Raw genomic sequence first — 24900 nt, forward strand, 5'->3', positions numbered from 1 at the left:
ATGGCGGCTCCTTCTATCCCCCGTATTCAGATTTTGCCTCCGGCTCTAGCTAATCAGATTGCTGCCGGGGAGGTGGTGGAGCGCCCCGCCTCAGTGCTCAAAGAACTGGTGGAAAACGCTCTGGATGCAGGCGCCCAACGCATCGAAATTGAAGCAGAAGTGGGAGGCATTGGGCTTATCCGGGTCCGGGACGATGGTTGCGGCATCCACCATGATGATTTGCCTATGGCTTTAAGTCCCCATGCTACCAGTAAAATCCACCACGAAGAAGAATTGCTCAACATTACTACTTTGGGCTTCCGTGGCGAAGCCTTGGCAAGTATAGGCGCTGTTTCCCGTCTTAGCCTCTGTTCCCGGATAGCAGATAGTGAACATGGCTGGTGCGTTCGGGAAAATACACCAGCACAACCCATTGCCCATCCCGTAGGCACCACCGTTGAAGCCCGTGATCTGTTTTATAATACGCCAGCTCGGCGGCGCTTCCTGCGGGGAGAGAAAACCGAGTTTATACGTTTACGTACAATACAAACACAATTAGCCCTCAGCCATTTCGAGATAAGCTTCCGAATAAGTTATAACCGGCGTCCTTTTCTCACCCTGCCTGCTTGTGCCCGCCCCCTTGAGCAGTTGAAACGGATTACTGAACTCTGCGGACGAACTTTTACTGAGCACAGTATGTACTTCAAGCGGGAAACAGAAGGGCTGTGCCTATGGGGTTGGTTAGGGCATCCCGAATTCGCCCGTAGCCAAACCGATCTCCAATACTGTTATGTCAACCATCGCATGGTTCGAGATAAGCTATTACGCCATGCAGCTCGCCAAGCTTATGGCGACCGCCTACCCCAAGGACGCCACCCCAGCTATTTACTATATCTGGAACTACCCACCCATCAAATAGATGTCAATGCCCATCCAACTAAACACGAAGTCCGGTTTCGAGAATCCCGACGGGTTCATGGTTTTATCGTTCGCACGTTAGCGGAAATACTAGAACGAACCGAACCCGAAGAAGAGCATCGGCTGGTCTCCGGAGAGTTTCAACCCCAACTCCATGACATGGGCAACAAAGGACAGGCTGACAAAACGTATCCAATAGTAGCAGAACCTTCAGAAAATTATAGTCCCCTGAAACTTGAGAAACGTACTTCCCCATCCAAAGAAAGAAACGAAGTTCCATCACGGCTCGGCCAGGTTCAGGCGTTAGTGCTTGGACGCTATCTGCTGGCAGAAAACAAGCAAGGGTTGGTGCTAGTAGACTTGCCTGTGGCCCGCGCCCATCTAGCTCAAGCGTACCTGCGCACCGCCTATACTACCGGCCATATCATTCGGCAACCTTTACTTCTTCCTCTCACTTTCCAGCTTTCCCTACAGCAGGCAGCGTGGACAGAGCAACATGCCCCGGAACTGCGGGAACTAGGCCTCGGGCTGCACCAGCTAGGACCTCAAACCGTCATTCTGCGGGAGATACCGGCTGCCATCCAGGAGCTCGATCTCAAGGGTTTACTGCTAGCTTTATTCGCCCAAATAACCCGCCAGCAACACATTATGCCTGCTAATAAAACCCCGTTGAGAGAACTCATCGTGGATCTTACAGCGCGATATCCTGCTTCAACGGTATCCCGCCCCTCCCTCCAGGAAATGAATGCTCTCCTGCAAGAGTTGGAAAACCTTTATCAAACTGCACCCAGACTTGATCCCTCCCCTTGGCGGGAATTATCCAAACACGAAATAGAACAATGGTTTCTCCCAAGCTAGAAACCCAAAACGAAACTCACCCTATTGAGCATGGAACCAAGCGACCTTGCCCTCGGAACACGGAGTTTCGGCAATATGAGGAGTTGGCCGGCCAATATAATGACCTTGGGCATAATCCACCCCGTATTCATGGAGCAGCGCCAAGGCCTCGGCATCTTCTACAAATTCGGCTACCGCTTTTTTGCCAAGACCCCTAGCAACCTCGCTTAGGGCCTTGACAAAAACTTGGTCCTGATGGCTTTTCGCTAACTCACGCACAAACATGCCATCAATTTTGACATAATCGACCGGCAGCCGCTTGAGATAAAAAAAGGAGGAAAAACCCACCCCAAAATCGTCCACGGCAAAACGGCAGCCATGGGCTTTTATTCTATACATAAAACGCTCGGCAGCAACCAGATCAGCAACCGCTGCTGTTTCGGTCACCTCAAACATCAATGAGGACGGATTAACACCGGTTGTTCTTAATAAATCTTCTAAGATAGGTACCAATTCGGGATCATCCACTACCCGGCCGGAAAGGTTAATGGAAAGCGTCAAATGATATCCTTGCGACCATAATTTCGCCTGTTGGGTAATGGCTTTCCGCAAAACTAAATGATCGATAGCATGGATCAAGCCCGACTGCTCGGCTACCGGGATAAACTGGGCTGGAGAAATAATCCTGCCCCTATGGTCACGCATACGGAGCAAAACTTCATAATGGCCTATCGTATGAGTGCGGATATCCAATACCGGCTGGAAATAAAGTAAAAATCGATCTTCCCGCAGGGCTTGCTCAATTTGTTCCTTCCAATACACTCGCTGCTGCATCCGTTCGCGAACTTGCTCATCGCTCGAAAATAAATGCCAACGTCCTCTTCCTTCCTCTTTGGCCTGATACATGGCCACATCAGCATTAGCCATGAGATCGCGGATAGTGGCGCCATGGAGGGGAAAAAGCGCAATCCCGATACTGAGGGAGATAGAGTGGTTCCCGCCTCTGGCTGAAAATTCCAATATACTCAATTGATTACAGATATTTTGTGCAATCTGGAGCACGCCTTCAACGTCACACTCACAAATAACCACTGCAAATTCATCACCCCCAAGACGGGCAACGACATCGCTCCCCCGCACGACTTGGCGTAACTTATCGGCAACCATCCGTAGCAGGGCGTCACCCGCCTGATGACCACTGGTATCGTTGATATATTTAAACTGATCCAAGTCAAAGTAAAGCAAACCTCCCCGGTATCCATGGCGAATGGAAGCCCTAAGAATTCGTTCAAACTCATATTGGAAACGGCGCCGGTTAAACAATTCGGTTAAGGGATCATGGTCGGCCAGCCAGGCCAATCGTTGCTCCGCCTGCTCCCTCTCAGTCACATCATGTCCCACGCTAAGAACCACGGCATCACGGGAAGGGTGAACCGCTAAACGAGAATGGAACCAGGAAATAATACGCTGGCTACCATCCCGGCACTGGATCCCCGTATCCACGCATACCTGGCCTCGACGGCCAAGCCGAAGTTCTTCTAGCTGCTGGAATAGTTCCGGTGAAACCTTATCGCCCGTCAATAACTCACAGAAGGGTCGACCTGTGATTTCGTCAGCGCTATAACCGATTATCCTCTGCCCCTGCCGATTTAACATCGTCACTCGTCCAGCGCTATCCTGGGTTAGAATGATAACCTGTGCAGTATTCAATAAGCCGGTAACAAAGTCTCGCTCTCGCGCTAAGTCATCACCCCGTTCGGCTAAATGACGAGTTCGCTCTTGTATTTGTGCCTGCAACGCCTCTAGCTGGTAGGAAAGAGTCATAGCGGTATTATTAAGAACATCGATCTCGTCTCGGCCCCAAGCAGGCTGAACCGAATGGCTGAGGCGTTTCCGGACTTTCTCGAAAGCATTCTCCGCCAAATAAGGCAAGCTTAAAACAACCCGCTGCAAACGGGCCATTGGCTTCCACAGCAAAAATAACAACAGAATCTCAGAAACTACTAGGCCAACCAAACCACCTAGCAAGCTCCGGCGGGTTGCCAGCCGAATATCAGCAAGCGCACGGGTCACATCACTAATGACCACCAACTGCGCCTCTCTATTTTCCACCCCTGCCTTATTTATCGGTATAAGGCGAATTTCATACTCCCGACCCGCATGGTGGTGCCACACATGCCGACTAGCTACCATCGCCAGGGAGTATTCTTCAGAAAGCGACCGTAACACCAGCAAATTACGTTCGGCATTCGTCAAAGCCACCATCCGCATATCCCATTCAGGCATTAGCTGGCGCGGCTCGGCCACACTTCCAAAAGGTAACTGAACAGCAGTCATAATACCAATATCGTCACCAGAGATCTGGCGGAAAGAAAGCACCATATCGGCAAGGGAACGACCAAGCAGCAAAACCCCGGCGCGCTCATTATCAGCCAGTAAAGGGACCGCTACGTACTGGATACACCGCCTCTCACAATCTAATCCAGTCACTGGGCGTTCCCTTTTATTGGCTGCTTGCACCCATTCCCAAACATGATCTTCGCTAATTTGCTGTCCCCAGGAAACCAATAATTTATTGTCAGAAGAGTAAAAAACTGCTACCTCCACCCCCCATACCATCTGCAATAAGTGTCCATGCCGCTCAAATATCGACCGAATTTCCCCAGCCAAGGAATTTTCTTCAGGGTTATCTCCGCGCAAGAGAGGCACAATATCAGCTAACTGCTCCATACGCTGATAAGAGTTTTTAATAAGTCCTTGAATTTTTTTAATATGCCCAAAATAAACTTGCTCGCGCTGCTGAGCAAACTGGCGTTGCAGTCCTAAATAGGCGAGCCCCGCCAAGGAAACATTAATCGTCACCAGGACCAGGCTAAAAACCAAAACAGCCTTCCACTTAAGGCTTAAAAAGCGCGAGGCAGGGGTTTGTTCAGGATCTGGCATGAGTCTATTTTCTGTAGGGAGTGCTGCGCTTTTAAATATTCAGCGCTTTTTTCGCTTGAGTGTATCCCTAAGGCCAATGCCTAAAAAGCGGATACTTTGTTCTAAAACCTTCAAAATTTTGTCAGATTTAGCTCCATTTTGGGATAGAATAATCAAAAACTTTTAATCTTAATTTAATTAAACGTAATTGATTGCTCCCGAGCCTCTTCGAATACCAGATTCTTGAAGGCTTTGTGCAGGGCGGTGGCGCGCTTGTTCTTTCGGTACACAATGTACCAATGACGCATAATCGGGAAGGAGTCAACCTCCAGGATCACTAAGCGCTGTAAAGCGAGTTCTTTCTCCAAGGTATGCTGGGATACGATACCAAGGCCGAACCCCGCTTGTACCGCCTGCTTGATGGCTTCGTTACTGCTAATTTCCATACTAGAAGTAATCGTAGCGCCCAGACGAGCAAAGAATCGCTCCATGGCGATGCGAGTGCCGGACCCATGCTCGCGCAGGATAAAGGTTTCCTGCCGTAATACGGTCAAAGGCACCCGCTGCCCCGCCAGGGGATGCGCCGGCGGAGCAATCACCACCAGCGGATTCTCCATAAAGGGTTTAGCCACCACCTCCAAGCTCTCTGGAGGCTTACCCATGATGGCCATATCAACCGTATTCTCTTCTAGGTGCCGCAGCAAGGATTTGCGATTAGTAACATCAAGGCTGATATTGGCCTCCGGAAAACGCTGGTGGAAACGGCCCAGCAAATGGAGCGCAAAATAAGTAGCGGTACTGGCTACGGCAATAGTAAGCGTGCCTCGCCGGCTGCCCTTAAGCTCTTCCAAAACCCCTTCAGCCTCGCTCAGTTCCCGGGAAATCTGTTGGCTGTAGTGGTAAAGTTCCCGCCCTGCTTCAGTCAGAAAGATTTTCTTGCCCAGCTGCTCAAACAGCGCAAGCCCCACATTATCTTCTAGCTGTTTGATTTGCATAGAAACAGCAGGTTGGCTAAGGTGAAGTTCTTCCGCCGCTCGGGTATAACTTAAATGACGGGCTACTGCTTCAAAGACATGAAGCTGGCGAAGCGTTACATGCATATTCATTCTCAAAAGAGCATTAATAAGTGTTAGCTTATGGAAATAATCAAAAATACTGACTAGCAATTATGAATTAAAGCATTATACTTAGTCTTCAAGGTAAGCACTTAAATCCATGCTTAGCCGAATTGTTACCGAGGCACACTTTATTAATATTTAAGGGTCCCGGTAAATCCTGAAACTGCAAGCTTTGCCTGTTTTCAGAAACTCAGGTAAAGAACAGTGAATGGAAATTTTAACTCGATTAGGAGGCATATGATGGGAAAATCAGAAACAATGGCCGAAGGGAAAGAGCGTTATCAATCCGGCGTTATCCCTTATAAGAAAATGGGTTACTGGGAGCCTGATTACCAACCCAAGGAAACCGACATCATTGCGATGTTCCGCATTACGCCACAGCCGGGTGTCGATCCCGAGGAAGCCGCTGCTGCCGTAGCGGGCGAATCCTCTACGGCTACCTGGACAGTCGTGTGGACGGATCGCTTGACTGCCTGCGAGCTTTATCGTGCTAAAGCCTACCGCATAGACCCGGTACCCAATACGGGCGAAGGCACCAAAAACGAAGCGCAATATTTTGCCTATATTGCCTACGATCTGGATCTGTTCGAGCCCGGTTCTATCGCCAATTTGACAGCATCTATCATCGGTAACGTTTTCGGCTTCAAGGCGGTAAAAGCCCTGCGCCTAGAAGACATGCGTATCCCAGTGGCCTACCTGAAAACCTTTCAGGGACCCGCTACCGGTGTCGTGGTAGAGCGGGAACGCTTGGATAAATTTGGCCGTCCTCTGCTCGGCGCTACCACTAAGCCCAAACTTGGCCTTTCCGGCCGCAATTACGGCCGGGTAGTCTACGAGGCCCTGAAAGGCGGTCTGGACTTCGTCAAGGACGATGAGAACATCAACTCCCAACCCTTCATGCACTGGCGTGATCGGTTCCTTTATTGCATGGAAGCGGTTAACAAGGCCTCCGCGGCTACCGGCGAAGTCAAGGGCCATTACCTCAACGTGACCGCCGCTACCATGGAAGACATGTACGAGCGGGCTGAGTTTGCTAAATCCCTCGGCTCGGTCATCATTATGATTGACTTGGTGGTAGGTTATACCGCGATTCAGTCCATGGCTAAGTGGGCCCGCAAGAACGATATGATCTTGCATCTCCATCGCGCTGGTAATTCAACCTATTCACGGCAGAAGAATCACGGCATGAACTTCCGTGTAATTTGTAAGTGGATGCGCATGGCCGGGGTCGATCATATCCATGCTGGTACCGTGGTCGGCAAGCTGGAAGGCGATCCGCTCATGATCAAGGGTTTCTACGATACCCTCCTTGATTCACACACGCCGACAAGCCTCGAGCATGGGTTATTCTTCGATCAGGATTGGGCATCCTTGAATAAAGTGATGCCGGTTGCCTCTGGTGGTATTCACGCCGGTCAGATGCACCAGCTCATTCAATACCTGGGCGAGGATGTAATACTTCAATTCGGTGGTGGCACCATCGGCCATCCCCAGGGTATCCAAGCGGGTGCGGTTGCTAACCGTGTCGCTCTGGAAGCCATGATCTTGGCGCGTAACGAAGGCCGTGATTATGTGAAGGAAGGCCCTCAAATCCTCCAGGATGCCGCCAAGTGGTGTTCGCCCCTCAAGGCTGCCCTGGACACCTGGAAAGATGTGACCTTCAATTATGAATCGACCGATACGGCCGACTTCGTGCCAACGGCCACAGCCAGCGTTTAAGCTTAGGAGAATTTAGCTTATGATGACCAATCATGGAAACCGTATCACTCAGGGACAGTTCTCGTTCCTGCCTGATTTAACGGACGAGCAGATTTTAGCGCAGATCAAATATGCGCTGAAAAATGATTGGGCGGTCAATGTGGAATACACTGATGATCCCCATCCACGCAATACTTATTGGGAAATGTTTGGCATTCCTATGTTCGATCTGAAAGATCCCGCCGGGATCATGATGGAAATCAACGATTGCCGTAAAACCTACCCTAATCACTACGTCCGGGTAACGGCGTTTAACAGCCATCGGGGCGTTGAGTCACCCTGTATGTCCTTTATCGTTAATCGCCCCGAAAAGGAGCCTGGCTTCGGACTGGTGCGGCAGGAAGTAGATGGCCGCCATATCAACTATACTGTACGCAGCTATGCGGCTGACAGGCCGGAAGGCGAGCGGTATTAATTAAAGAGTAATGCCAAGCGGGCCTGCAAAGGCCCGCTGCCAGGCATAATTATATTATTTAATGGAAGGCAATATCATGAACAATCCCGAGAACACCCGTGTCCCCACGCGCTCAGCTCACCGTGTCGATGATACATCAGTGGATCTCGAGGCTGAATTCAAGGCTTCCAATATTCAAGAAGTACTCGACAAACTTGACCGGGAGCTGATCGGCTTGAAACCGATCAAGACCCGTATTCGGGAAATAGCCGCACTTCTGTTAGTGGACCGGCTACGTCGGCAGTTCGAGCTCACCTCAGAAACACCCACTCTCCACATGAATTTCACCGGCAATCCCGGCACCGGTAAAACCACGGTGGCGCTGCGTATGGGCGAAATCCTGAAAAGGCTCGGCTATGTGCGGGAAGGCCATTTAGTCACTGTCACCCGCGACGATCTCGTAGGCCAATACATTGGCCATACCGCGCCCAAAACCAAGGAAGTCATCAAAAAAGCCATGGGAGGCGTGCTGTTCATTGATGAGGCCTATTATCTCTACAAACCTGAGAACGAAAGAGATTACGGTCAAGAGTCCATTGAAATCCTGCTGCAGATTATGGAAAACAACCGCGACGATCTCGTCGTCGTCCTGGCCGGTTATAAAGATAAAATGGACCGGTTTTTCCAGAGCAATCCAGGTATGCGCTCGCGCATCGCCCATCATCTTGATTTTCCTGACTACTCGCCGGAAGAGCTTATGGCCATTGCCAAACTCATGCTAGCGGAGCAGAATTATCGTTTAAGCACAGAAGCTGAAAAGGCGCTCGCCGAGTACATTCCGGTACGTATGAAACTTGCGCATTTTGCCAACGCACGCTCTATCCGCAATGCCTTGGATCGGGCCCGCCTACGCCAGGCCAACCGTCTCTTTGCATCACGCAGTAAGACCCTTAATAAGCTTGATTTAATTACTATCGAGGCCGAAGATATACGCGCCAGCCAGGTGTTTCAGGAAGGTAATAAGCCCGATGCGGCAGACGATGACTAACCATAAAGCAGCCTAAGAGTATGGGAATCTTGAAGAGATCTGATGAGACAACGCCCCTCCGGGTGCTGTCAAAAACAATCGAAGCAACCCATTTCAACCGGGTGAGGCTTGCCCTCCGGCGACTGGGACGGCCCTTACGGGTGGCGCTACCTGCTCACCGGGGGCTTGAGGTTATACTGGATAACCAGATGTGGTTATGCGTAGATGGCTTACACAAGGATTTGCCGATCCTTGCGTGGCGCTCCTTCGACACCGCCGAGCGTTACGGCCTGCATGAACCAGTAGACTGCGAACTTTGTCTTTACCATAGCCATGCTGGACTCATTATGGGCTCGGCGCTTGAGCAATTAAGCGAAGCATTGGCACAGCGCCTTGCCGAAGAAGCCGAGGTCTGAATTGGCGCGCGAAAGGGCAGGAAAAGGAATACGCTCCCACCTGTAGAAGTCCACTCGCTAGAAGCAAGCGCCTCCCCTTGAAACGGTTACAACAGCGCCTGCTTCCAACGCCGCAAGCAAGGCCACCACGGGTTTTGGTTTTTTCGCGAACCAGACCAGAACAAGAAAAAACGTCCTTCTAAGCCGGTCCTATCTTGACCTCCATGCCTTCCACCGCCTGGGGTAAGGGCGAAACTACCACCGCTTCACCCTACTGTAAACTCCCTTGCACCACCGCCCACTTCCCTCGGGCCCGCAGCACTTCCACCTCCCGAAAACTGACTCGATCCTCACCATTGACCACCAGCAGCTGGCTGCCCTGGCGCAAAGCATGCCAGGGAAGTAAATAGGCATACACCAAGGTCCGGCCTTCAATCTCCGCTTCCACAAACAAGCCCACCAACAGAGGCGCTCCCAGGGAAAGACCCAGATCTCCGTAACGGTTCCGCACTTCGGCGACGGCGCACAACATCCGGGTTTTTTCGGCGATGACTCCTTCGGTGCGAACGATCCACCCAGCGTTTCCCGCCAGGGAAGCCTACAATATCACCTTAGGCCCTTTACCCCCAGGTTCTGCCGGGGAACCACAGCCAGATCCGGAAAAACTAATTTAGCTGGCGTCAGGGGCAGGCGTACCTCCGCTCTATCCACGGCAAATAGCCGGGCCAAGTGGGTACCCTCCTCCACATATTCTCCCACCTCGACCCACCGCTCCTGAACACGGCCATTGAAGGGTTCGGGCCCGCTCCCGGCGCAGACGGGCCTCCTCAAGCGCGGCCATGGCACCGACCAATAACAAGGCCAAGGGAAGGATGACTTTCAGCACATTTTTTATCTCTTTTAGAGCTTAGGCACATTACTCGGCTTTTACAACATCACCCGCCATTGCCGCTGCGCTGGGCGCGGGCCTTTTCACCAATCGTATCTGTGCTTGCTCAAGGTCTAGCCACGCCACATACACCGAATCACCCACTTGAGTCAGGCTTAAATGCCGATTAGGCCAACGGGGAAAGTCGCCGCGATAGAGCGTGGTGCGATGGTCCACTGTACCGTCCTGCCTCACCTGGGCCAGCCGCAACTCCTCCGTCAGACCGGCCCGCCCCCGCCAAATCACCAAAGCGGAACCGTCTTCCAGCAACAGGGCGTTGACGTAGCCATTGGCATGGGTATCAACTTCTATGGGTTTTCCAAAGTGATTCTCTCCATCGGGCCAAAAAGCGGTCCGTACTCGGCCCACGCCGTCCGCCGCCGTAAACCAGCTCACCATGGTGAGCCCGTCACGCCGGGCCACCGCAGGGCCGTTGCTGGGGCAACCTTCAATCACCCACTGATCATCATGCACGATATTCGCCTGGGAGGGCCCCGCCGACGACCAACGGACCAAGGCAATATCCCGTACTTCCCCTCCCCGATGATCCCGGTAGGCTGTCCAGAGGGTATCCCCCTGGGCAATGGTACGGGTATTGCAACAAGAGCAGACATCTTTATCCAGGACTATCTCGGGACCAGGCTTTCCCATCGTATCCAACAGGGCGGCCATGAGCTGATAGCGTTCCGGCTTATGCCGCTGATCGGTCCACACCAATGCCAGACGGCCATCATCGAGGGCGGCCAGGGACATTTGCGCATCATAAATGCGGGCTTCCCCAGAATAAGGCTGTAACGGCTTACTCCAGCTCCCACCTCCGTCCGTGGAACGGGAGAGATAAAGTTCGGCGCCAAAAGGATCATCCTCCTGCTCAGTGCTGACTATCCAGGCAGCGGCCAATGCCCCATTTCTCAGACCCAATACCACCGGGGCCGCGGCGAGCTTGCGGCGAACCGCCACCACGGTTTGGGGAGTGGACCAACCCCCTGTCTCAAGGACGGCAAACCGCAGCTGGCCACCCCGTTCTCCCCTTTCTACCCAGCTTAATAGCAACTGTCCTTGAGCTGTTTGATTGAGCTGATGCTGACGGCTGCCTACCGGGGTGGGAGTCTCGATTTCCGGCACCAGCATTTCCGAGGCGCTCGCCATCGTCCCCCCATATCCCATCAACCATAGCAACACCATTGCACGCAGGCAGCTTCGTAAAAAATTCTTCATCATCAATACCTCCCTAAGGATGCACGTGTTCAAGCCAGGCTTGGATTTGGGCTTCTTCCAAAGCTCCACTGACGGCAACCCGTTCATGATTAGCATCGTAAAAATAGCTGCGGGGCATCTCCCCATACCAGCCCGGATCAATCTCGTAACGGAGCCGTTGAGCAGGGCCGGCAAAAAGCCAGGATTCGGTTTTCTCCAGGCCATGGCCCTTAACCGCTGCCGCCACCTGATCTGCCCGTTCCATTTCATCGGTAGAGACGAGCACCACATCCAACTTCGGATGCTGGCGGCGCATTTCCGCCAACAGATCCATTTCTTTACGGCAGGGGGGACACTCCAGGGACCACATGACCAACAAAAACGGCTTGTCAGCACGGGAATCAAGAATTTTTTCCAGACTACCGGACTCAAAAGGCAGTGGGGCCGTTCCTGTTCCTGCTACGGCTGCCGCACCTACCCCCAAGGCAAGCAACCATAGGGCTCCCTTTAGAACCCTATGAAAGAGATATGTCATCATCAGTGCTCTCCGTAAACACAACTTCTTGATAAGCTTAGAATCTAAGAGAAGCGCTAGGGTTCCCAAACTCCCTGTAAGTAAACCCGCGGGTGATAAGAATTGACGGAAAAATAGCCCTACGTGGGCAAGGAAAGATCGGGGTTAACTCGCTGCTACCTCTAAAGAGCATCTAACCGCCGCTTCGGTGAGATTCCAACGAGATCTTTCCACGGGCTTCGCTGCGCCGGCGTATTAGGCGGGGGATTGATAAAAATTCAGTGATTTCACCCATTTCCCTTGTTTTATGCGGTATATCCCGTAAAAATTGTTGCCCTGCTGGTTGCGGCGGATACGCGAAGAAGCGTATCCGTCCTCTAGAGATTTAATATTCAAGGCGCAAAGAACCGAGCACCGTCAGGGGCGCTCCCGGCATGGCGTCCCAGCGCACATAGCCCGGCAATTGCCCAACTCATTGAGCTTACTATAATTATAGTCTAAATGGCGATAGTTATAGTCATTTGAATTAAGAATCGATGTGTTGTGACCTTCATCGAAGAAGGCGGCAGCTAGAGAGAGGCGCACGGCTTGTTTAACCTATCCTGCAATACGATTTACCGTTGGCGCAGGAGCGAAGATCTTCGCCCGAAGGTTCACGGGGTTCGCCTCAACGCAAGCTGGACAAGTCTGCCTTGAAACGCCACGTGCAAGCTCACCCGGATGCAAAGCTTTGTGAACGAGCCGTTCATTTTGGGATCCACACGAGCGCCATCTGGTACGCACTTCGTTCCATGAGCATGGTAAAAAAAAGCGCGTAGCTATTCCCAGAGAAGTAAGAGGCAAAGGGCTGCGTAGCTTGCCCGCTTGCGCGGCTTTTTTAAAAGCCACGGCCAAGAAAACATCGTTTACTTTGATGAGAGCGGGTTTGAGAAATACGCCTATTGCCCGCATAGCTGGACGCCGCGTGGGCAAAAGTATAGGGCGATGTATCGGGCAGTAACCGAAAAGATGTTAATCTGATGAGGGCCCAGCGCCGGGATGAATGGCTCGCGCCTGTTGTTTTTAACGGCTCGTGCAACACGGCTTGGGTCAATACATGGATTAAGGGTTTTTTGCTTAAAGAGCTGAAAAAGCCCAGTGTGATCGTGATGGATAATGCGCGGTTCCACAAACAATCAGAGATACGCAATATCCTTGAGAAGGCAGGCCACCTCTTACTCCCCTGGTTTTAATCCCATTGAGCACTCCTTCGCCCTTCTCAAAAAACGAAGGCAATTCTCCGGTAAAAATATCGAAAAGCCTATATGTCACAAAGTTATTTAGAATGACTATAGCAGCTCGTAGGTAGTCCATACACTCCCCGAGTGCTTGGGCACATTGGGCAGGCGATTGCCTTGATTGCCGTCGTCATCTTTCAGCACTTCCGTAGCGGTATAGGCATAACTGCCAATGAGACTCCACTGCTCGGTTATCTGACCGGAGAAATCCGCCTCAACTCCTTGGCTGCGGGCTTCTCCGATAGCCACTTGGCCAGATGGATCGAGGGTGGAGATATCCGCAGTCAAGACATTCTCCTTGGTCAGTTCATAGACCGCCACGGAGACATTCAAGCACCCTTGAAAAAACGCCATTTTAAGTCCCCCTTCGAATTGCTACGCCACTCCAGCTTAAACGGCCTCCCATCCGCCGAACGTCCATTGTTAGCGCCCAAAGCTTGGGTCCAGTTGGCATGCAGGGACAACCAAGCCAACGGTTGATACACTACACTAGGTGCTGTTGTCATGAGATATTGGCCCAGATGGCGATGTAGCGGATTTGGATGGTAGCGAGGAATGAAGCGGTATTTTTGGCATAGCGTGTGGCGATGCCGCGCCATCGTTTGAGGTGTAAGAAGGCGTTTTCAATGAGATATCGCCACCGATAGAGCACCGGGTTATACGCTCGTTGTCTCTTACGGTTTTTTCGTGGCGGAATGACCGGCACCATCCCCTGCACTTTTGCCTGCTCGATAATGACCTCGCTATCCTATCCCCCATCGGCCAATCAATATCGTGCGCTTATTCCTGAGATGAGTTCGATAGCCTGCGTGCAATCGGCTGTGGTACCTCGTGTAATAACCACTCGGATCCACGGCCAGATGTAGTTTCGTGTTGAGCTCCTTTTTGTGCGGCTCATGTCCTGATTTCCCCCCTGGGCGCCTGCCCCATGAGGAGGCACCTTGAGGTAGGTGGCATCGAGCATCAGCCACTCAAAATCCGGATCATCGGCCAGCCTCTCCAGCAACGCCTTCCAGGTACCCGCATCACGCCAGCGGCAGAACCCCGGCGATGTGTGTTCTTCCAGTCCCCATCGTCAGGCGGTAGTTCGCCCCAGGGTGCACCCGTGCGTAAAATCCAAAAGACCGCATTGATAAATCTCCTGTTATCCTTGGCCCTGCCACCCCAAGCGCCCTTGCGCCCAGGCAGGTAAGGCTCCAGCAACGTCCAAACTTCACCTGAGATATCGTGGCAGCAATGGGCAGCAGTCATGGCTTATCCTTTTAGAAAGCCAAATCAATACCCCTAATTAATATCACAATTTATCTCGTGACGACTCTATCTAGTAAAATTCGCCAAGTGGGATTTATGATTGCCGACAAACAAGCAGGTGATTTTCAATTAGAGATTGAATCGATTAAAGCGTACTAATCGTGGATAATCCCTATCAAAAAATAGGGCAGAAATCCGCTTAATACGAATAAAAAATTGTATTTAAATATCTGGCACAATGGTATTTGGGTTTAACGGATAGCCATACTCTAAATAAGCTACTTTCTAAAAAACCCGATTAAGCGCAAAGTGCAACAAAAGGAGAAGAAATATGAAATATCGTTTGAAATTAGCTGCCATCATTTGTGTTTTATCTCCCCTTTACGTCTATGGGGGCGGGAATCCAGAATTCGTCAAATTTCCCGAAGGCTATGAGCAATCCTTTACTCGCTACGCCACCATAAACCGTGCGAACCAGAAACAGGTTGCCAAACTCTATGCCAATAAGACCGCCGTTTCCAGCTATCAGGGAGCGCAAACCGCAAAGCCGGGCTCCGTCATCGTCATGGAGGTATACAAACCCAAGACGGATGCCGAAGGTAAACCTATTCCTGGCAATAACGGCATCTTCAAAATCGATTCCCTCGCCGCGGTAGCCGTCATGGAGAAAGAGGATGATTGGGTGGATGAATATCCCCAGGAAAACCGGGCGGGTAATTGGGGGTTTGCACTCTATAACCCCGACGGCACTCCGAAGAGCAACGATTTACCATGTGCCCAGTGTCATACACCTCTGAAGGATCAAGATTATCTATTCACCTACGAGAAACTGCTTAACTACGTAAAGCAGCATTAAATACCAATGCTGAACTTTATTGCATAAAGCCCTAGATAGGAGAGGGGGAACCTGCGTAATTCCCCTTCTCTCTTTACCAGGTACTTTTTCTTTACCGGAAATTACTAGCACCAGACACCTCTTAATTATCCCCCAGAGCTTTCAACCCTCCTCCCTAGGAAGATGTCACGGCTGATGGCCTTTTAAGGGTATCTTCCCGGGAAGAAAAGGTATCTATTTCAGATAAGTAAGAGGGACTAAGAGGAGTGAAATGACAGCAAATTATATATTGTCCATTGATGCCGGCACTACCGGCATTACGGGTTTGATTTTTAACCGGGAAGGTCATATTCAGGGTCGGGCCTATTCAGAATTTACCCAGCATTACCCTCAGCCAGGATGGGTAGAACATGATCCCAACGAAATTTGGTCAATCACCCAAAAGGTAATTGCCACCGCCTTGCAGGAAGCTCATCTGGAAACACGCCATCTAGCGGCCATTGGCATTACAAACCAGCGGGAAACGGTGGTGATGTGGGAGCGAAGTACGGGAGAACCCGTAGCAAAAGCCATCGTCTGGCAAGATAGGCGTACCGCGCCGCTCTGCGAAGAACTCAAAGCGAGGGGTCTAGAAGAGACCTTTCGGCACAAAACAGGGCTTGTCATCGATCCCTATTTCTCCGGCACTAAAGTTAGATGGCTCCTCGACCGGGTAAAGGGACTTAGACAACAAGCAGAAGCCGGTAAAATCGCCTTTGGCACTCTTGATTCCTGGCTTGTCTGGAAGCTCACCGGGGGTAAAATTCATATTACCGATTACTCCAATGCCAGCCGGACACTGCTCTATAACATCCACGACCTGCAATGGGATGAGGAAATCTTGCACATACTCCATATCCCTCCCTCCCTCTTGCCTGAAGTTAAACCCTCTGCCCATATCTATGGAGAAACCACGCCCCGAGCCTTTCTCAGCACCGGCGGTATTCCTATTGCTGGAATCGCGGGAGATCAGCAAGCCGCTCTTTTCGGTCAGGCGTGCCACCAAAAAGGGCTAGCCAAAAATACCTATGGAACAGGCTCCTTCGTCCTGATGAATACAGGAAAGGAGCCTAACTTAAATCAGGAAAAGCTTCTGACCAGCATCGCCTGGGGGATCGGCAAAGAGCCTGTGGAATATGCCCTGGAAGGCGCTATTTTTATCACGGGAGCAGGCATTCAATGGTTGCGGGATGGCCTGGGGATCATTGATGATGCCACGGAAACAGAAGCCCTGGCCCGCTCCCTGAAATCCAACGAGGAAGTTTATTTTGTACCGGCCCTTGTGGGCTTGGGTGCTCCCCATTGGGACCCCTATGCCCGCGGCACCCTGCTGGGAATTACCCGTGGCACGACTAAAGCCCATCTGGTACGGGCCATGCTAGAAAGCATGGGCTACCAAACCCGGGATGTGGTCGAGGCCATGGAGCGGGATTCAGGCATTGCATTAAAAGTACTGCGCTGTGATGGGGGCGCCTCGATCAATTCCTTTTTGATGCAATTTCAGGCGGATATCCTCGGCGTGCCGGTAGAGGTACCGAAGATCACCGAAACCACTGCCTTGGGCGCAGCGTACTTGGCGGGACTGGCCACGGGTTTCTGGCGCAGCCGCAAGGAGTTGGCTTCCCAATGGCAACTTGCCCACCGCTATGAGCCAACCATGCCCGAATCTGAACACACCCGCTTATATCAGCAATGGCAAAGGGCCGTGGAGCGGGCTAAAGGTTGGAGCCAAGAATAAAGAGTAGCCTTGATACCCATGGAACTACGAGAACATCATCTAAAAAAACTATCCCAAACCACCTACGATGCCTTAATTATCGGCGGCGGAATTAATGGTGCAGTCTCCGCCGCTGCCCTCGCCGGCAGGGGGGCTAAAGTCGCCTTAATTGACAAGGGAGATTTTGCAGGCTTTACCAGCCAGCATTCTTCTAATCTCATTTGGGGTGGAATTAAATATTTAGAAACCTACGATTTCCGACTGGTATGGGAACTATGCCAGTCTCGAAATCAGTTAATGAAGTATTATCCTTCTACTGTTAAAGAAATTCGTTTCCTTACCACGATTCCTAAACACTTCCGCTATCCCCGTTTACTCCCGTGGCTAGGAGCCTGGCTTTATTGGTTCATGGGCAAGGGATTTACTCAACCACCCCGCCTCCTATCGCGGCAGGATATTAAAAAAGAAGAAAGCATTATCAACGGGGAAAATAGCCAGGGTGGATTTGAATATTCCGATGCTTACTTATATGACAACGATGCCCGCTTCGTCTTCAATTTCATCCGCTCCGCCGTAAATTGTGGCGGTATCGTGGCCAATTATGTGGAATCCCTCGGCGCTAAAAGAGACGCCAATAAGTGGAGAACTCGGGCTAGGGATCAAATTAGCGGTCAAGAATTCGACATCCAATCTAAAGCTCTGATCAACGCCACCGGACCCTTCGCGGATCAACATAATCGCCTGACTGGCCAAAAAACCCCTCACCAGCATGCCTTTTCCAAGGGAGTACACCTGATCGTCGATCAACTCACACCCCATCCTCGAGTGCTGGCTTTTTTTGCCAGTGACGGACGTTTGTTTTTTGCTATTCCCATGGGAGCAAGGACTTGTATCGGAACCACCGATACCCACGTAGAAGCGCCTACGACTACCGTCACAACAGAAGACCGCCAATTTATTCTGGATAATATCAATAGGCTACTCACCCTTAAAAAGCCCTTGCAAGCAGACAATATCATCGCCGAGCGCTGTGGAGTTAGGCCCCTTGTGGTTGAAACAGGTGACTCTGGAAAAAAGGATTGGCTGGAGCTTTCCCGAAAACATGAAATTGATGTTAATAGAGACACCGCCCATCTCAGCATCTTTGGAGGGAAGCTGACGGATTGCCTCAATGTGGGGGAGGAAGTTTGCGAGTTAGTGCAAACCCTAGGAATATCCCTCCCTCATCCTCAATACGCTTGTTTTGGCGAGCCGCCAGAAGCAGTAAAAAGAGCATTTTTGCAACAAGCCGAATCTATCGGCTTAGATAGCTATGCTTCACCAGATACGACAGAAAAACTGACCTGCCGCCTATGGCGAAGGTATGGCTCGGAAGCTATCCGCTTGTTAGCCACTATCCAAGCTGATCCCAAGCAGGCCGAAGTGCTCATTAAGGGAGCGGAATATCGTCGCTGTGAACTGCAACTAGCAGCGCAAAATGAAATGATTGTCAAACTAGACGATTTTCTGCGCCGGCGCTCCAAAATTGCATTGATGGTACGGCAGCAGGATCTTAAAAAATCAACGCAGCTGAAGGAAGCCTGTAAAATTCTGTTTGGCAAACAAGCCAAGGGAAAATTGGCTGAATATTTTCAGGAGAATTGAAGCGTGAGGTGGATGGATGGGATCTCTTGAAATCAAGAGCCTGCCTGCTTGAAGAAGGACCTCTTAAAGCTCACCCTTTCTCCCTCCCCCTGGTGTAAGCGATAAAGCCTTATCATCGCAGCTTTATCGCTTACACCCAAGGGTCGTTAATCACTCTTTCTCAGCAAGTACTCAAATTTGCAAATAATGCTTCCTTTAACTTTATTTAGGGAAATGCTGGGATAGTAGGCTCAGTCCCGCTAATTTCCGCTTCGGGGTAGTATTTTTTCACCAACTCATCAATCTCATCAACGCGATTCTTAGGAACATCCACCATCATCAACAGATCTCCCCGTTGGATGGCTTCTTCAAACTGCTCAATCTGGGAGTTGGGGGCATCCACGCCAATCATGGACGCAGCCCAGCCACCAATACCAGCCCCAGCAAGGGCGGTAGCCAAGATAGCCCCTCCCCCCAGCACTACGCCCGCTGGCGGAAAAGTAACCGCCGCTATTCCCGCTAAGGCGCCAGTAGCGCCTCCCACTGCAATTCCCCGTTCAAGGGATGGGATAAAATCGCTTCTTTGTGCCAATCCTGCCTCTGGCAGATCTCCCATGGGGGTTCCTTCCTTGGCCACGATATAGATATGCCGCGCTTCCACCCGAGCTAATAACAACCCCTTAACAATTTCTTCGGCACTTTTCACATCTGGTATTAAAAAATAAAGTCTTCTCATGTTCTTCTCCCCTCTTGCTATAGCCGCAATCAGTAGATGAAGTAATTCCTTCGCTTTAAAGAGTAAAAATCACTCTTAATTCCAAGCCTTATTTTCAGTTCCACCCAATCATCAACACTTTCTAAAACTCACTGAGTTTTACCTAATCGTAGGGAGGCTTTATATTTACCCTTGAAATTAGAGTATTAGTGGAGAAATACGTTCCCAACGCCGCACTTATCCCTTTCAGCAAAGTACAAAATATCTCCCCTAGGGAAACGGCGGAATAGTAGGCTCGGTTCCGCTAATGTCGGCTTCTGGATGGTATTTTTTCACCAGCTCATCAATCTCATCAACGCGATTCTTAGGAACATCCACCATCATCAGGAGTTCACCCCGTTGGATGGCTTCTTCAAACTGCTCAATCTGGGAGTTGGGGGCATCCACACCAATCATGGATGCAGCCCAGCCACCAATACCAGCCCCGGCAAGAGCGGTAGCCAAGATAGCCCCTCCCCCCAGCACTACGCCCGCTGGTGGAAAAGTAACCGCCGCTATTCCCGCCAAGGCGCCGGTAGCACCCCCTACCGCAATCCCTCGCTCAAGGGCGGGAATAAAATCGCCTTTTTGTGCCAGCCCAGCCTCTGGCAGATCTTCCATGGGAGTGCCTTCTTTCGCCACAATATTAATATGTCGCTCCTCTATCCGCGCCAATAATAACTCCTTGACAATGGCCTGAGCACTTTCAACGTCTGGTACCAGAAAATAAAGTCTTCTCATTTTTAATTTCCTCTCTATCTTGTCTTCGATACAAAAAATCCGACAACAGCCTCTTGGTAACCCGGCCCATTCATCGCTTGCCCTTGCTCGCTTCCTTCTACAGGAAACTTAGACTAATATCTGTTCTCTTTCCAATAGAAAGAGCTAGTTTTTATGTTAATGCCTTGTTTAGAGTACAATATCTAGGCTCAACCCATCACAAGCCCCAGTGCTCTATGAAACTTAGCGTTAAAGAATTTAAAGCCTGGAAAAACAGGCGCATTACCCTTCTAGGAATGTCCGGTGTAGGTAAAACGCGCCTAGCCTATATGCTACGTAAGCATCACTGGTTTCACTATTCTGGAGATTACCGGGTAGGCACCCGCTATTTGGATGAGGCCATCCTGGACAACATTAAGCAGAAGGTCATGGGAATTCCCTTTCTCAGGGATTTGCTCTATTCCGACTCCATCTACATTCGCAATAACATTAATGTCGATAATCTGAAACCCGTGTCCAGCTTCCTGGGTAAGCTCGGCAATCCTGAACAAGGAGGACTAGGCTTAACAGAATTCAAGCGCCGCCAGGAATTGCACCGACAAGCGGAAATTGCAGCCATGAAGGATGTGCCGGCATTTATTCGCAGGGCGCAAAAAATCTATGATTACTCCCATTTTGTCAACGATGCAGGCGGAAGTATTTCTGAGCTAGACGACCCAGGGGTGCTTCAAACCCTCGATCAGCACACGCTCATACTTTATATCAAGGCTACGGAGAGGGATGAATGGAAACTTATCCAGCGAGCAGAAGAAGAGCCAAAACCCCTCTATTATCGTGAATCTTTCCTAGACAAGCAACTTGCTATCTATAGGGAAAAACATAACTTACCCTATGTGGCTTTGATTGAACCGGATGAGTTCGTCCGATGGATATTCCCCCGTCTTTTTTACTCTCGGCTCCCCCGCTACCAAGCGATAGCTGATGAATATGGATACACAGTGTCCACCGATCAACTCGCCCAGGTTAAAGACGAATCGGGCTTTCTGGAATTACTAGAAACTGTAGTAGCAAAACAGCCTTAGATTTTTAATTATCACCTCACAACACGAAAACAATGATCCATGCCTTTAGTTGCTAATTCTGATTTACCCGCCTTTGAGCGGCTCAGGAAAGAGGGTGAAACCATCATTCCGAGGGATGTGGCACTGCACCAGGATATTCGCGAGATGCATATTGGTCTGCTTAATATGATGCCTGATGCTGCCCTGGCCGCAACCGAACGTCAGTTCTTTCGTCTCATTGGCGAAAGCAACCAGATTGCTCAATTTTACCTCCACCCCTTTACTCTGACGGAAATTCAGCGAAGCCTAGAAGCCAACCACTATGTGGAACGTTACTACCAAACCTTTGAGCAGATTCAGGCGGAGGGACTCGACGCCCTGATCATCACGGGTGCCAACATCACCCAACCCCAACTCTCGCTAGAGCCTTTCTGGGAACCACTCATTAAAGTCATTGGCTGGGCCTACGAAAACGTGACCTCTACCCTTTGTTCCTGTCTTGCCACCCATGCTGTGCTTGATTTCCGTTACGGCCAAAAACGGCGGCGATTATCCTCCAAGCGGTGGGGAGTATATTCCCATCGGGTAGTCGACCGCTCCCATCCCCTGGTACGGGGGGTGAATACTCGTTTTGATGTTCCCCACTCTCGTTTCAACGAAATCAGCCGCGACCAATTTGAAGCAGCAGGGCTTCATGTCCTGGCGGAAAGTGAAAAGGGCGGAGCCCACTTAGCCGTAAGCGAGGATCTGTTTCGGATCGTGTTCTGCCAAGGACACCCGGAATATGATAGTATCAGCCTGCTAAAAGAATATAAACGAGAAGTCCTGCGCTTTGCCGCTGGACAACGGGATCATTACCCTCCCTTTCCAGAGAATTATTTTTCCCCGAAAATCCAGGCTATATTAGAAGAGTACCAAGAACAGCTAATCATAGCTCAGGACAAGGATCTACCTCTCCCCCCATTACCAGAACATCTAATTGTCGACTACCTGGACAACACCTGGCACGATACTGCTGAAGCCATTATCAACAATTGGATGGGTAATGTTTATCAAATTACCCATAGTGACCGCAAGAAGCCCTTCATGGAAGATACCGATCCAAACGATCCCTTAGGATTGCGGCAGCCTGCTTAGGACAAAACTCAGCTTCCTTGCCGATCCAGCCAAACGGCCAGCCCCTGGGCATTTAGGTTGATATCCATTCCCAGTAGGGTGTCGCGACGGCGGTCATCCTGGGGAAATCCGTGGGCATCCAGGCGAGTCCATAGGTAAGCACGTAGCCTACGCTTAATGGCCTCTAACGGATCTTCCTCCCCTTTACAATCCTTCGCCAAAGCAACGAAAGCATCAAGATCCCGATGTAAATCTTTAGCTAGTCTCTGAAGATCGGTAACCTGACTGTAATGAGTCAAGTAAATCCCTTCTGGTTCATATCCCATGAGACGTTCAATAGAAGCATGGGCCGCGTCCGGGTCAAAATGAATGGGCGTAGTGGCGGGAAAAATAAACGCTCCCGCCAGCGTATCGAAATCCCGGTAGGAAATACCAAAGGTATCGCCAGCAAATATGCTCCGACTGTCCCGGTCAATAATACAGTAATGGTGCAAGGCATGCCCCGGGGTATGGATAAATTCCAAACGGCTTCCACCCAATTCTAGCCACGCTCCATCCTCCGGGGTAATAATGCGATCTGCCGGTATGGGAACCACCTCTCCATACAAACGCCTGAATATTTTGTCCCCATATACGGCTTTTGTTCCCGCAATGAGCTTCTGCGGATCGATAAGGTGGGGCGCCCCGCGTGGATGCACGACCACCTGTGCGCGGGGAAGCCGCCGCACTAACTCACCCGCGCCGCCAGCATGGTCCAAGTGAATATGAGTAAGCAATATGTAATCTATCTGTTGGGGGGTGATTTTCAGTGTTACCAGCGCGTCCATAAGCCGGGATACGGAAGGCGTGGGTCCAGTATCTATAAAGGCAGCCCGCCCCTGGTGAAGAACGAGATGGCTGGCATCCATTTTAGGACGCACAAAACCCGTATCAATGGCGGTAATGCCGCCAGGAAAGGAAATAATATTCTCTTTCACGGAGCTATTTCGGGAAGAGAAATAATGCCAAGCAAGAGATTATTCTCGCCAACATCCCACTATTGTTAATGCCCTGAGGCCAATTGCCATTCGTGGGTAAGCCTTATAGCCTCTGCCATTTGCGAGGTATTCATATCCTTAGCAAGGGTATCCCTGATTTTCGCTGCATTTTTATCTCCTTGTTTTGCCGCCACGTTAAACCAAAAGTAAGCTTGTACATAATCCTTTGCTATTCCCTGGCCTTCGCTATACATTACCCCCAGATTATTCTGCGCTTCCACAATTCCCTGATTAGCTGCTTCCCGGTACCATTTAAGCGCCTCCTCCCTGTCCTGGGGAATGTCATTCCCATTATCATAGATAAAACCCAAATTAAACTGGGCCTCGGCATCTCCCTCTGTCGCCGCTTTTTTAAACCAAGCAATAGCTTTTTCAATGTCTTGGGGTACCGACTTGCCTTGATAGTACATAATGCCCAGATTGAATTTGGCACTCACGTCAAGATGTTTACTAAACTTCTCAAACCATTTTTCAGCTGCTTCCGCATCCTTGGGTAAACCATAGCCATTGGCGTACATCAAACCCATATAGAACTGTGCATTTTCATCGCCTTGTTCAGCAAGGGGCATAAATTCCCTAAGCGCGAGTTCATAGTCTTGGTTCTTATAGGCTTCCCTTCCGGCATCCACATCTGCTTGGACGACTTGAAAGAAGCCCAAAAGCAATATCGCTCCTATGAAGAGCCATGGACCGGTTTTGACTTGGCAATAGATTCCAGGGGTTTTATCCATTAATGGTGACTCCGTGCATAACCGTAGAGGTCAATGATGATAATAGTTAGTAAAAATAACCAATGAGAGCATTAGTCGGTCATCGAGTTCCATCGAATTGCTAAAATTTTTCTCAAAGCCGCCAGCCCTATTCATGGAAATCCGTGGCGATAAGCTTGTTTCAACTCCAGCGTACAGTAATACCCTGCTACCCCATTAAATTCATCTTTAAGCTAGAGATCAAGCAAAAACAGACTAAAACCATACTACCAAGACCGGATTCGGCCCATGTTTACCTGCTGCTAGCAAGTTTGCTAAAAATTATCCGAAATAGGAGGGAATACCTATTATTAAGCGGAAATCCAAGGCAAGTATGAAAGAAAAAAGACTCTAGTATGGCTATCTTAAAGCGGGCCACAAAAGTACACCCATCGTATTTGATTCGGGACTTCCAACAGACAATGATGAGACAATTTATCTATTTAATCTTATGCGCGGAAAAATCCTAGAGTATCAGCGCCAGATTGTCGAGCCAAAATTGCAGGCATTAGACTCTAAACAGGCGACAATTACTCAGCAGCTTAAAGCGAGTTACCTCAAAGCCCGCCGTGATTTCAGGTCCAGGGGAAAGCGTATACTTTCCTTTCCTGCCCGTGATCTGCTAGGTGAAGAACAGGAAAGGAAAGAAGCGCCAGCAGAATTTACCGATCTTGTAGAAATTGAGAGGGAATAATAGTTCATCAGCAACAAAAATTGTCTCGGAAAGAAGCTAT

The 24900-nt window shown here is 50.3% G+C and carries 24 protein-coding genes and 2 pseudogenes; 13 read left to right on the plus strand and 13 right to left on the minus strand.

The genetic code is table 11. From position 1 onward, the window contains the following. On the plus strand, window positions 1–1755 hold the full coding sequence (gene mutL / locus NWAT_RS13465) for a DNA mismatch repair endonuclease MutL (protein WP_013221600.1): 1755 nt from the start codon (window positions 1–3) through the stop codon (window positions 1753–1755). Window positions 1756–1776: 21 nt separating this feature from the next. On the opposite strand, the gene NWAT_RS13470 is transcribed toward mutL, so the two are convergent. Further along, window positions 1777–4677: a bifunctional diguanylate cyclase/phosphodiesterase gene (locus tag NWAT_RS13470; protein WP_013221601.1), complete on the minus strand. Its 2901-nt coding sequence runs from the start codon at window positions 4675–4677 to the stop codon at window positions 1777–1779. 173 nt (window positions 4678–4850) lie between these two features. Then, on the minus strand, window positions 4851–5756 hold the full coding sequence (locus NWAT_RS13475) for a LysR family transcriptional regulator (protein ID WP_013221602.1): 906 nt from the start codon (window positions 5754–5756) through the stop codon (window positions 4851–4853). Window positions 5757–6014: 258 nt separating this feature from the next. Between NWAT_RS13475 and NWAT_RS13480 the strand changes: the two genes are divergently transcribed. The 4 genes from NWAT_RS13480 to NWAT_RS13495 all read left to right on the plus strand — a co-directional run bounded on the left by NWAT_RS13480 (window position 6015) and on the right by NWAT_RS13495 (window position 9369). Then, a complete protein-coding gene (locus NWAT_RS13480) occupies window positions 6015–7493 on the plus strand; it encodes a ribulose-bisphosphate carboxylase large subunit (protein WP_013221603.1) in 1479 nt (492 codons plus the stop codon). A 19-nt stretch (window positions 7494–7512) separates the two neighbouring features. Then, the gene (locus NWAT_RS13485; RefSeq protein WP_013221604.1) at window positions 7513–7947 is read left to right on the plus strand and encodes a ribulose bisphosphate carboxylase small subunit; all 435 of its coding nucleotides are present in this window, start codon (window positions 7513–7515) and stop codon (window positions 7945–7947) included. Between the two features lie 76 nt (window positions 7948–8023). Next, entirely contained in the window at window positions 8024–8974 is a 951-nt protein-coding gene (gene cbbX / locus NWAT_RS13490; RefSeq protein WP_013221605.1) for a CbbX protein, read from the plus strand. A gap of 20 nt (window positions 8975–8994) precedes the next feature. Continuing rightward, window positions 8995–9369 (plus strand): hypothetical protein, encoded by a 375-nt coding sequence (locus NWAT_RS13495; RefSeq protein ID WP_013221606.1) that lies wholly within the window; start codon window positions 8995–8997, stop codon window positions 9367–9369. A 250-nt stretch (window positions 9370–9619) separates the two neighbouring features. Here NWAT_RS13495 and NWAT_RS17135 read toward each other — a convergent pair whose 3' ends face one another. From NWAT_RS17135 to NWAT_RS13510, 4 genes are all read right to left on the minus strand, one after another. Beyond that, complete coding sequence (locus NWAT_RS17135) at window positions 9620–9880, minus strand: efflux RND transporter periplasmic adaptor subunit (protein ID WP_049773011.1); 261 nt, start codon at window positions 9878–9880, stop codon at window positions 9620–9622. 74 nt (window positions 9881–9954) lie between these two features. Further along, a complete protein-coding gene (locus NWAT_RS17140) occupies window positions 9955–10179 on the minus strand; it encodes a hypothetical protein (RefSeq protein ID WP_198342159.1) in 225 nt (74 codons plus the stop codon). An 85-nt stretch (window positions 10180–10264) separates the two neighbouring features. Then, window positions 10265–11497 carry a sialidase family protein gene (locus tag NWAT_RS13505; RefSeq protein ID WP_232420143.1) on the minus strand — a complete coding sequence of 411 codons (1233 nt, stop codon included), beginning with the start codon at window positions 11495–11497 and terminating at the stop codon, window positions 10265–10267. Between the two features lie 10 nt (window positions 11498–11507). Then, window positions 11508–12011: a TlpA family protein disulfide reductase gene (locus NWAT_RS13510; RefSeq protein WP_013221608.1), complete on the minus strand. Its 504-nt coding sequence runs from the start codon at window positions 12009–12011 to the stop codon at window positions 11508–11510. 596 nt (window positions 12012–12607) lie between these two features. Here NWAT_RS13510 and NWAT_RS18120 point away from each other — a divergent pair. Then, window positions 12608–12805 carry an IS630 transposase-related protein gene (locus NWAT_RS18120; protein WP_408634622.1) on the plus strand — a complete coding sequence of 66 codons (198 nt, stop codon included), beginning with the start codon at window positions 12608–12610 and terminating at the stop codon, window positions 12803–12805. 186 nt (window positions 12806–12991) lie between these two features. Further along, a pseudogene (locus tag NWAT_RS18125) lies at window positions 12992–13219 on the plus strand (transposase); the annotation flags it as partial. Between the two features lie 96 nt (window positions 13220–13315). On the opposite strand, the gene NWAT_RS13520 reads toward NWAT_RS18125, so the two are convergent. The 3 genes and pseudogenes from NWAT_RS13520 to NWAT_RS16370 form a co-directional block, all read right to left on the minus strand. Beyond that, on the minus strand, window positions 13316–13618 hold the full coding sequence (locus NWAT_RS13520) for a TonB-dependent receptor domain-containing protein (protein WP_041350774.1): 303 nt from the start codon (window positions 13616–13618) through the stop codon (window positions 13316–13318). Continuing rightward, window positions 13594–13770 (minus strand): hypothetical protein, encoded by a 177-nt coding sequence (locus NWAT_RS17145; RefSeq protein WP_198342160.1) that lies wholly within the window; start codon window positions 13768–13770, stop codon window positions 13594–13596. The genes NWAT_RS13520 and NWAT_RS17145 overlap by 25 nt, the downstream gene beginning before the upstream one ends. Continuing rightward, window positions 13767–14515: pseudogene (locus NWAT_RS16370) on the minus strand (IS5 family transposase). The gene NWAT_RS17145 and the pseudogene NWAT_RS16370 overlap by 4 nt, the downstream one beginning before the upstream one ends. A gap of 331 nt (window positions 14516–14846) precedes the next feature. Between NWAT_RS16370 and NWAT_RS13535 the strand changes: the two are divergent. From NWAT_RS13535 to NWAT_RS13545, 3 genes are all read left to right on the plus strand, one after another. After that, a complete protein-coding gene (locus NWAT_RS13535; protein WP_013221609.1) occupies window positions 14847–15371 on the plus strand; it encodes a cytochrome P460 family protein in 525 nt (174 codons plus the stop codon). A 250-nt stretch (window positions 15372–15621) separates the two neighbouring features. Then, window positions 15622–17127 carry a glycerol kinase GlpK gene (gene glpK / locus NWAT_RS13540; protein WP_013221610.1) on the plus strand — a complete coding sequence of 502 codons (1506 nt, stop codon included), beginning with the start codon at window positions 15622–15624 and terminating at the stop codon, window positions 17125–17127. Window positions 17128–17145: 18 nt separating this feature from the next. Beyond that, window positions 17146–18750, plus strand: coding sequence for a glycerol-3-phosphate dehydrogenase/oxidase (locus tag NWAT_RS13545; protein WP_013221611.1), 1605 nt, complete (start codon window positions 17146–17148; stop codon window positions 18748–18750). Between the two features lie 205 nt (window positions 18751–18955). Here the strand turns inward: NWAT_RS13545 and NWAT_RS13550 are convergent, their stop codons facing one another. Further along, window positions 18956–19465, minus strand: coding sequence for a hypothetical protein (locus NWAT_RS13550; protein WP_013221612.1), 510 nt, complete (start codon window positions 19463–19465; stop codon window positions 18956–18958). Between the two features lie 249 nt (window positions 19466–19714). Further along, window positions 19715–20224, minus strand: coding sequence for a hypothetical protein (locus NWAT_RS13555; protein ID WP_013221613.1), 510 nt, complete (start codon window positions 20222–20224; stop codon window positions 19715–19717). A gap of 215 nt (window positions 20225–20439) precedes the next feature. On the opposite strand from NWAT_RS13555, the gene NWAT_RS13560 reads away from it, so the two are divergent. Together NWAT_RS13560 and metA are read left to right on the plus strand one after the other, a co-directional pair. After that, window positions 20440–21285 carry a hypothetical protein gene (locus NWAT_RS13560; RefSeq protein WP_013221614.1) on the plus strand — a complete coding sequence of 282 codons (846 nt, stop codon included), beginning with the start codon at window positions 20440–20442 and terminating at the stop codon, window positions 21283–21285. Between the two features lie 39 nt (window positions 21286–21324). Further along, on the plus strand, window positions 21325–22401 hold the full coding sequence (gene metA / locus NWAT_RS13565) for a homoserine O-succinyltransferase MetA (RefSeq protein ID WP_013221615.1): 1077 nt from the start codon (window positions 21325–21327) through the stop codon (window positions 22399–22401). A gap of 8 nt (window positions 22402–22409) precedes the next feature. Here metA and NWAT_RS13570 read toward each other — a convergent pair whose 3' ends face one another. Together NWAT_RS13570 and NWAT_RS13575 are read right to left on the minus strand one after the other, a co-directional pair. Further along, window positions 22410–23357, minus strand: coding sequence for an MBL fold metallo-hydrolase (locus NWAT_RS13570; protein WP_013221616.1), 948 nt, complete (start codon window positions 23355–23357; stop codon window positions 22410–22412). Window positions 23358–23422: 65 nt separating this feature from the next. Continuing rightward, entirely contained in the window at window positions 23423–24148 is a 726-nt protein-coding gene (locus NWAT_RS13575) for a tetratricopeptide repeat protein (protein WP_013221617.1), read from the minus strand. 469 nt (window positions 24149–24617) lie between these two features. Between NWAT_RS13575 and NWAT_RS13580 the strand changes: the two genes are divergently transcribed. Further along, window positions 24618–24860, plus strand: coding sequence for a hypothetical protein (locus NWAT_RS13580; protein ID WP_041350777.1), 243 nt, complete (start codon window positions 24618–24620; stop codon window positions 24858–24860). Window positions 24861–24900: the final 40 nt, after the last annotated feature.

The organism is Nitrosococcus watsonii C-113 (assembly GCF_000143085.1).
In the GTDB taxonomy this organism is placed as follows: domain Bacteria; phylum Pseudomonadota; class Gammaproteobacteria; order Nitrosococcales; family Nitrosococcaceae; genus Nitrosococcus; species Nitrosococcus watsonii.

Coding starts and splice junctions, on each gene's coding strand:
- mutL (WP_013221600.1), top strand. CDS start 1: ATGGCGGCTCCTTCTATCCCCCGTATTCAGATTTTGCCTCCGGCTCTA.
- NWAT_RS13470 (WP_013221601.1), bottom strand. CDS start 4,677: ATGCCAGATCCTGAACAAACCCCTGCCTCGCGCTTTTTAAGCCTTAAG.
- NWAT_RS13475 (WP_013221602.1), bottom strand. CDS start 5,756: ATGCATGTAACGCTTCGCCAGCTTCATGTCTTTGAAGCAGTAGCCCGT.
- NWAT_RS13480 (WP_013221603.1), top strand. CDS start 6,015: ATGGGAAAATCAGAAACAATGGCCGAAGGGAAAGAGCGTTATCAATCC.
- NWAT_RS13485 (WP_013221604.1), top strand. CDS start 7,513: ATGATGACCAATCATGGAAACCGTATCACTCAGGGACAGTTCTCGTTC.
- cbbX (WP_013221605.1), top strand. CDS start 8,024: ATGAACAATCCCGAGAACACCCGTGTCCCCACGCGCTCAGCTCACCGT.
- NWAT_RS13495 (WP_013221606.1), top strand. CDS start 8,995: ATGGGAATCTTGAAGAGATCTGATGAGACAACGCCCCTCCGGGTGCTG.
- NWAT_RS17135 (WP_049773011.1), bottom strand. CDS start 9,880: ATGTTGTGCGCCGTCGCCGAAGTGCGGAACCGTTACGGAGATCTGGGT.
- NWAT_RS13505 (WP_232420143.1), bottom strand. CDS start 11,497: ATGATGAAGAATTTTTTACGAAGCTGCCTGCGTGCAATGGTGTTGCTA.
- NWAT_RS13510 (WP_013221608.1), bottom strand. CDS start 12,011: ATGATGACATATCTCTTTCATAGGGTTCTAAAGGGAGCCCTATGGTTG.
- NWAT_RS13520 (WP_041350774.1), bottom strand. CDS start 13,618: ATGGCGTTTTTTCAAGGGTGCTTGAATGTCTCCGTGGCGGTCTATGAA.
- NWAT_RS17145 (WP_198342160.1), bottom strand. CDS start 13,770: ATGACAACAGCACCTAGTGTAGTGTATCAACCGTTGGCTTGGTTGTCC.
- NWAT_RS13535 (WP_013221609.1), top strand. CDS start 14,847: ATGAAATATCGTTTGAAATTAGCTGCCATCATTTGTGTTTTATCTCCC.
- glpK (WP_013221610.1), top strand. CDS start 15,622: ATGACAGCAAATTATATATTGTCCATTGATGCCGGCACTACCGGCATT.
- NWAT_RS13545 (WP_013221611.1), top strand. CDS start 17,146: ATGGAACTACGAGAACATCATCTAAAAAAACTATCCCAAACCACCTAC.
- NWAT_RS13550 (WP_013221612.1), bottom strand. CDS start 19,465: ATGAGAAGACTTTATTTTTTAATACCAGATGTGAAAAGTGCCGAAGAA.
- NWAT_RS13555 (WP_013221613.1), bottom strand. CDS start 20,224: ATGAGAAGACTTTATTTTCTGGTACCAGACGTTGAAAGTGCTCAGGCC.
- NWAT_RS13560 (WP_013221614.1), top strand. CDS start 20,440: ATGAAACTTAGCGTTAAAGAATTTAAAGCCTGGAAAAACAGGCGCATT.
- metA (WP_013221615.1), top strand. CDS start 21,325: ATGCCTTTAGTTGCTAATTCTGATTTACCCGCCTTTGAGCGGCTCAGG.
- NWAT_RS13575 (WP_013221617.1), bottom strand. CDS start 24,148: ATGGATAAAACCCCTGGAATCTATTGCCAAGTCAAAACCGGTCCATGG.
- NWAT_RS13580 (WP_041350777.1), top strand. CDS start 24,618: ATGCGCGGAAAAATCCTAGAGTATCAGCGCCAGATTGTCGAGCCAAAA.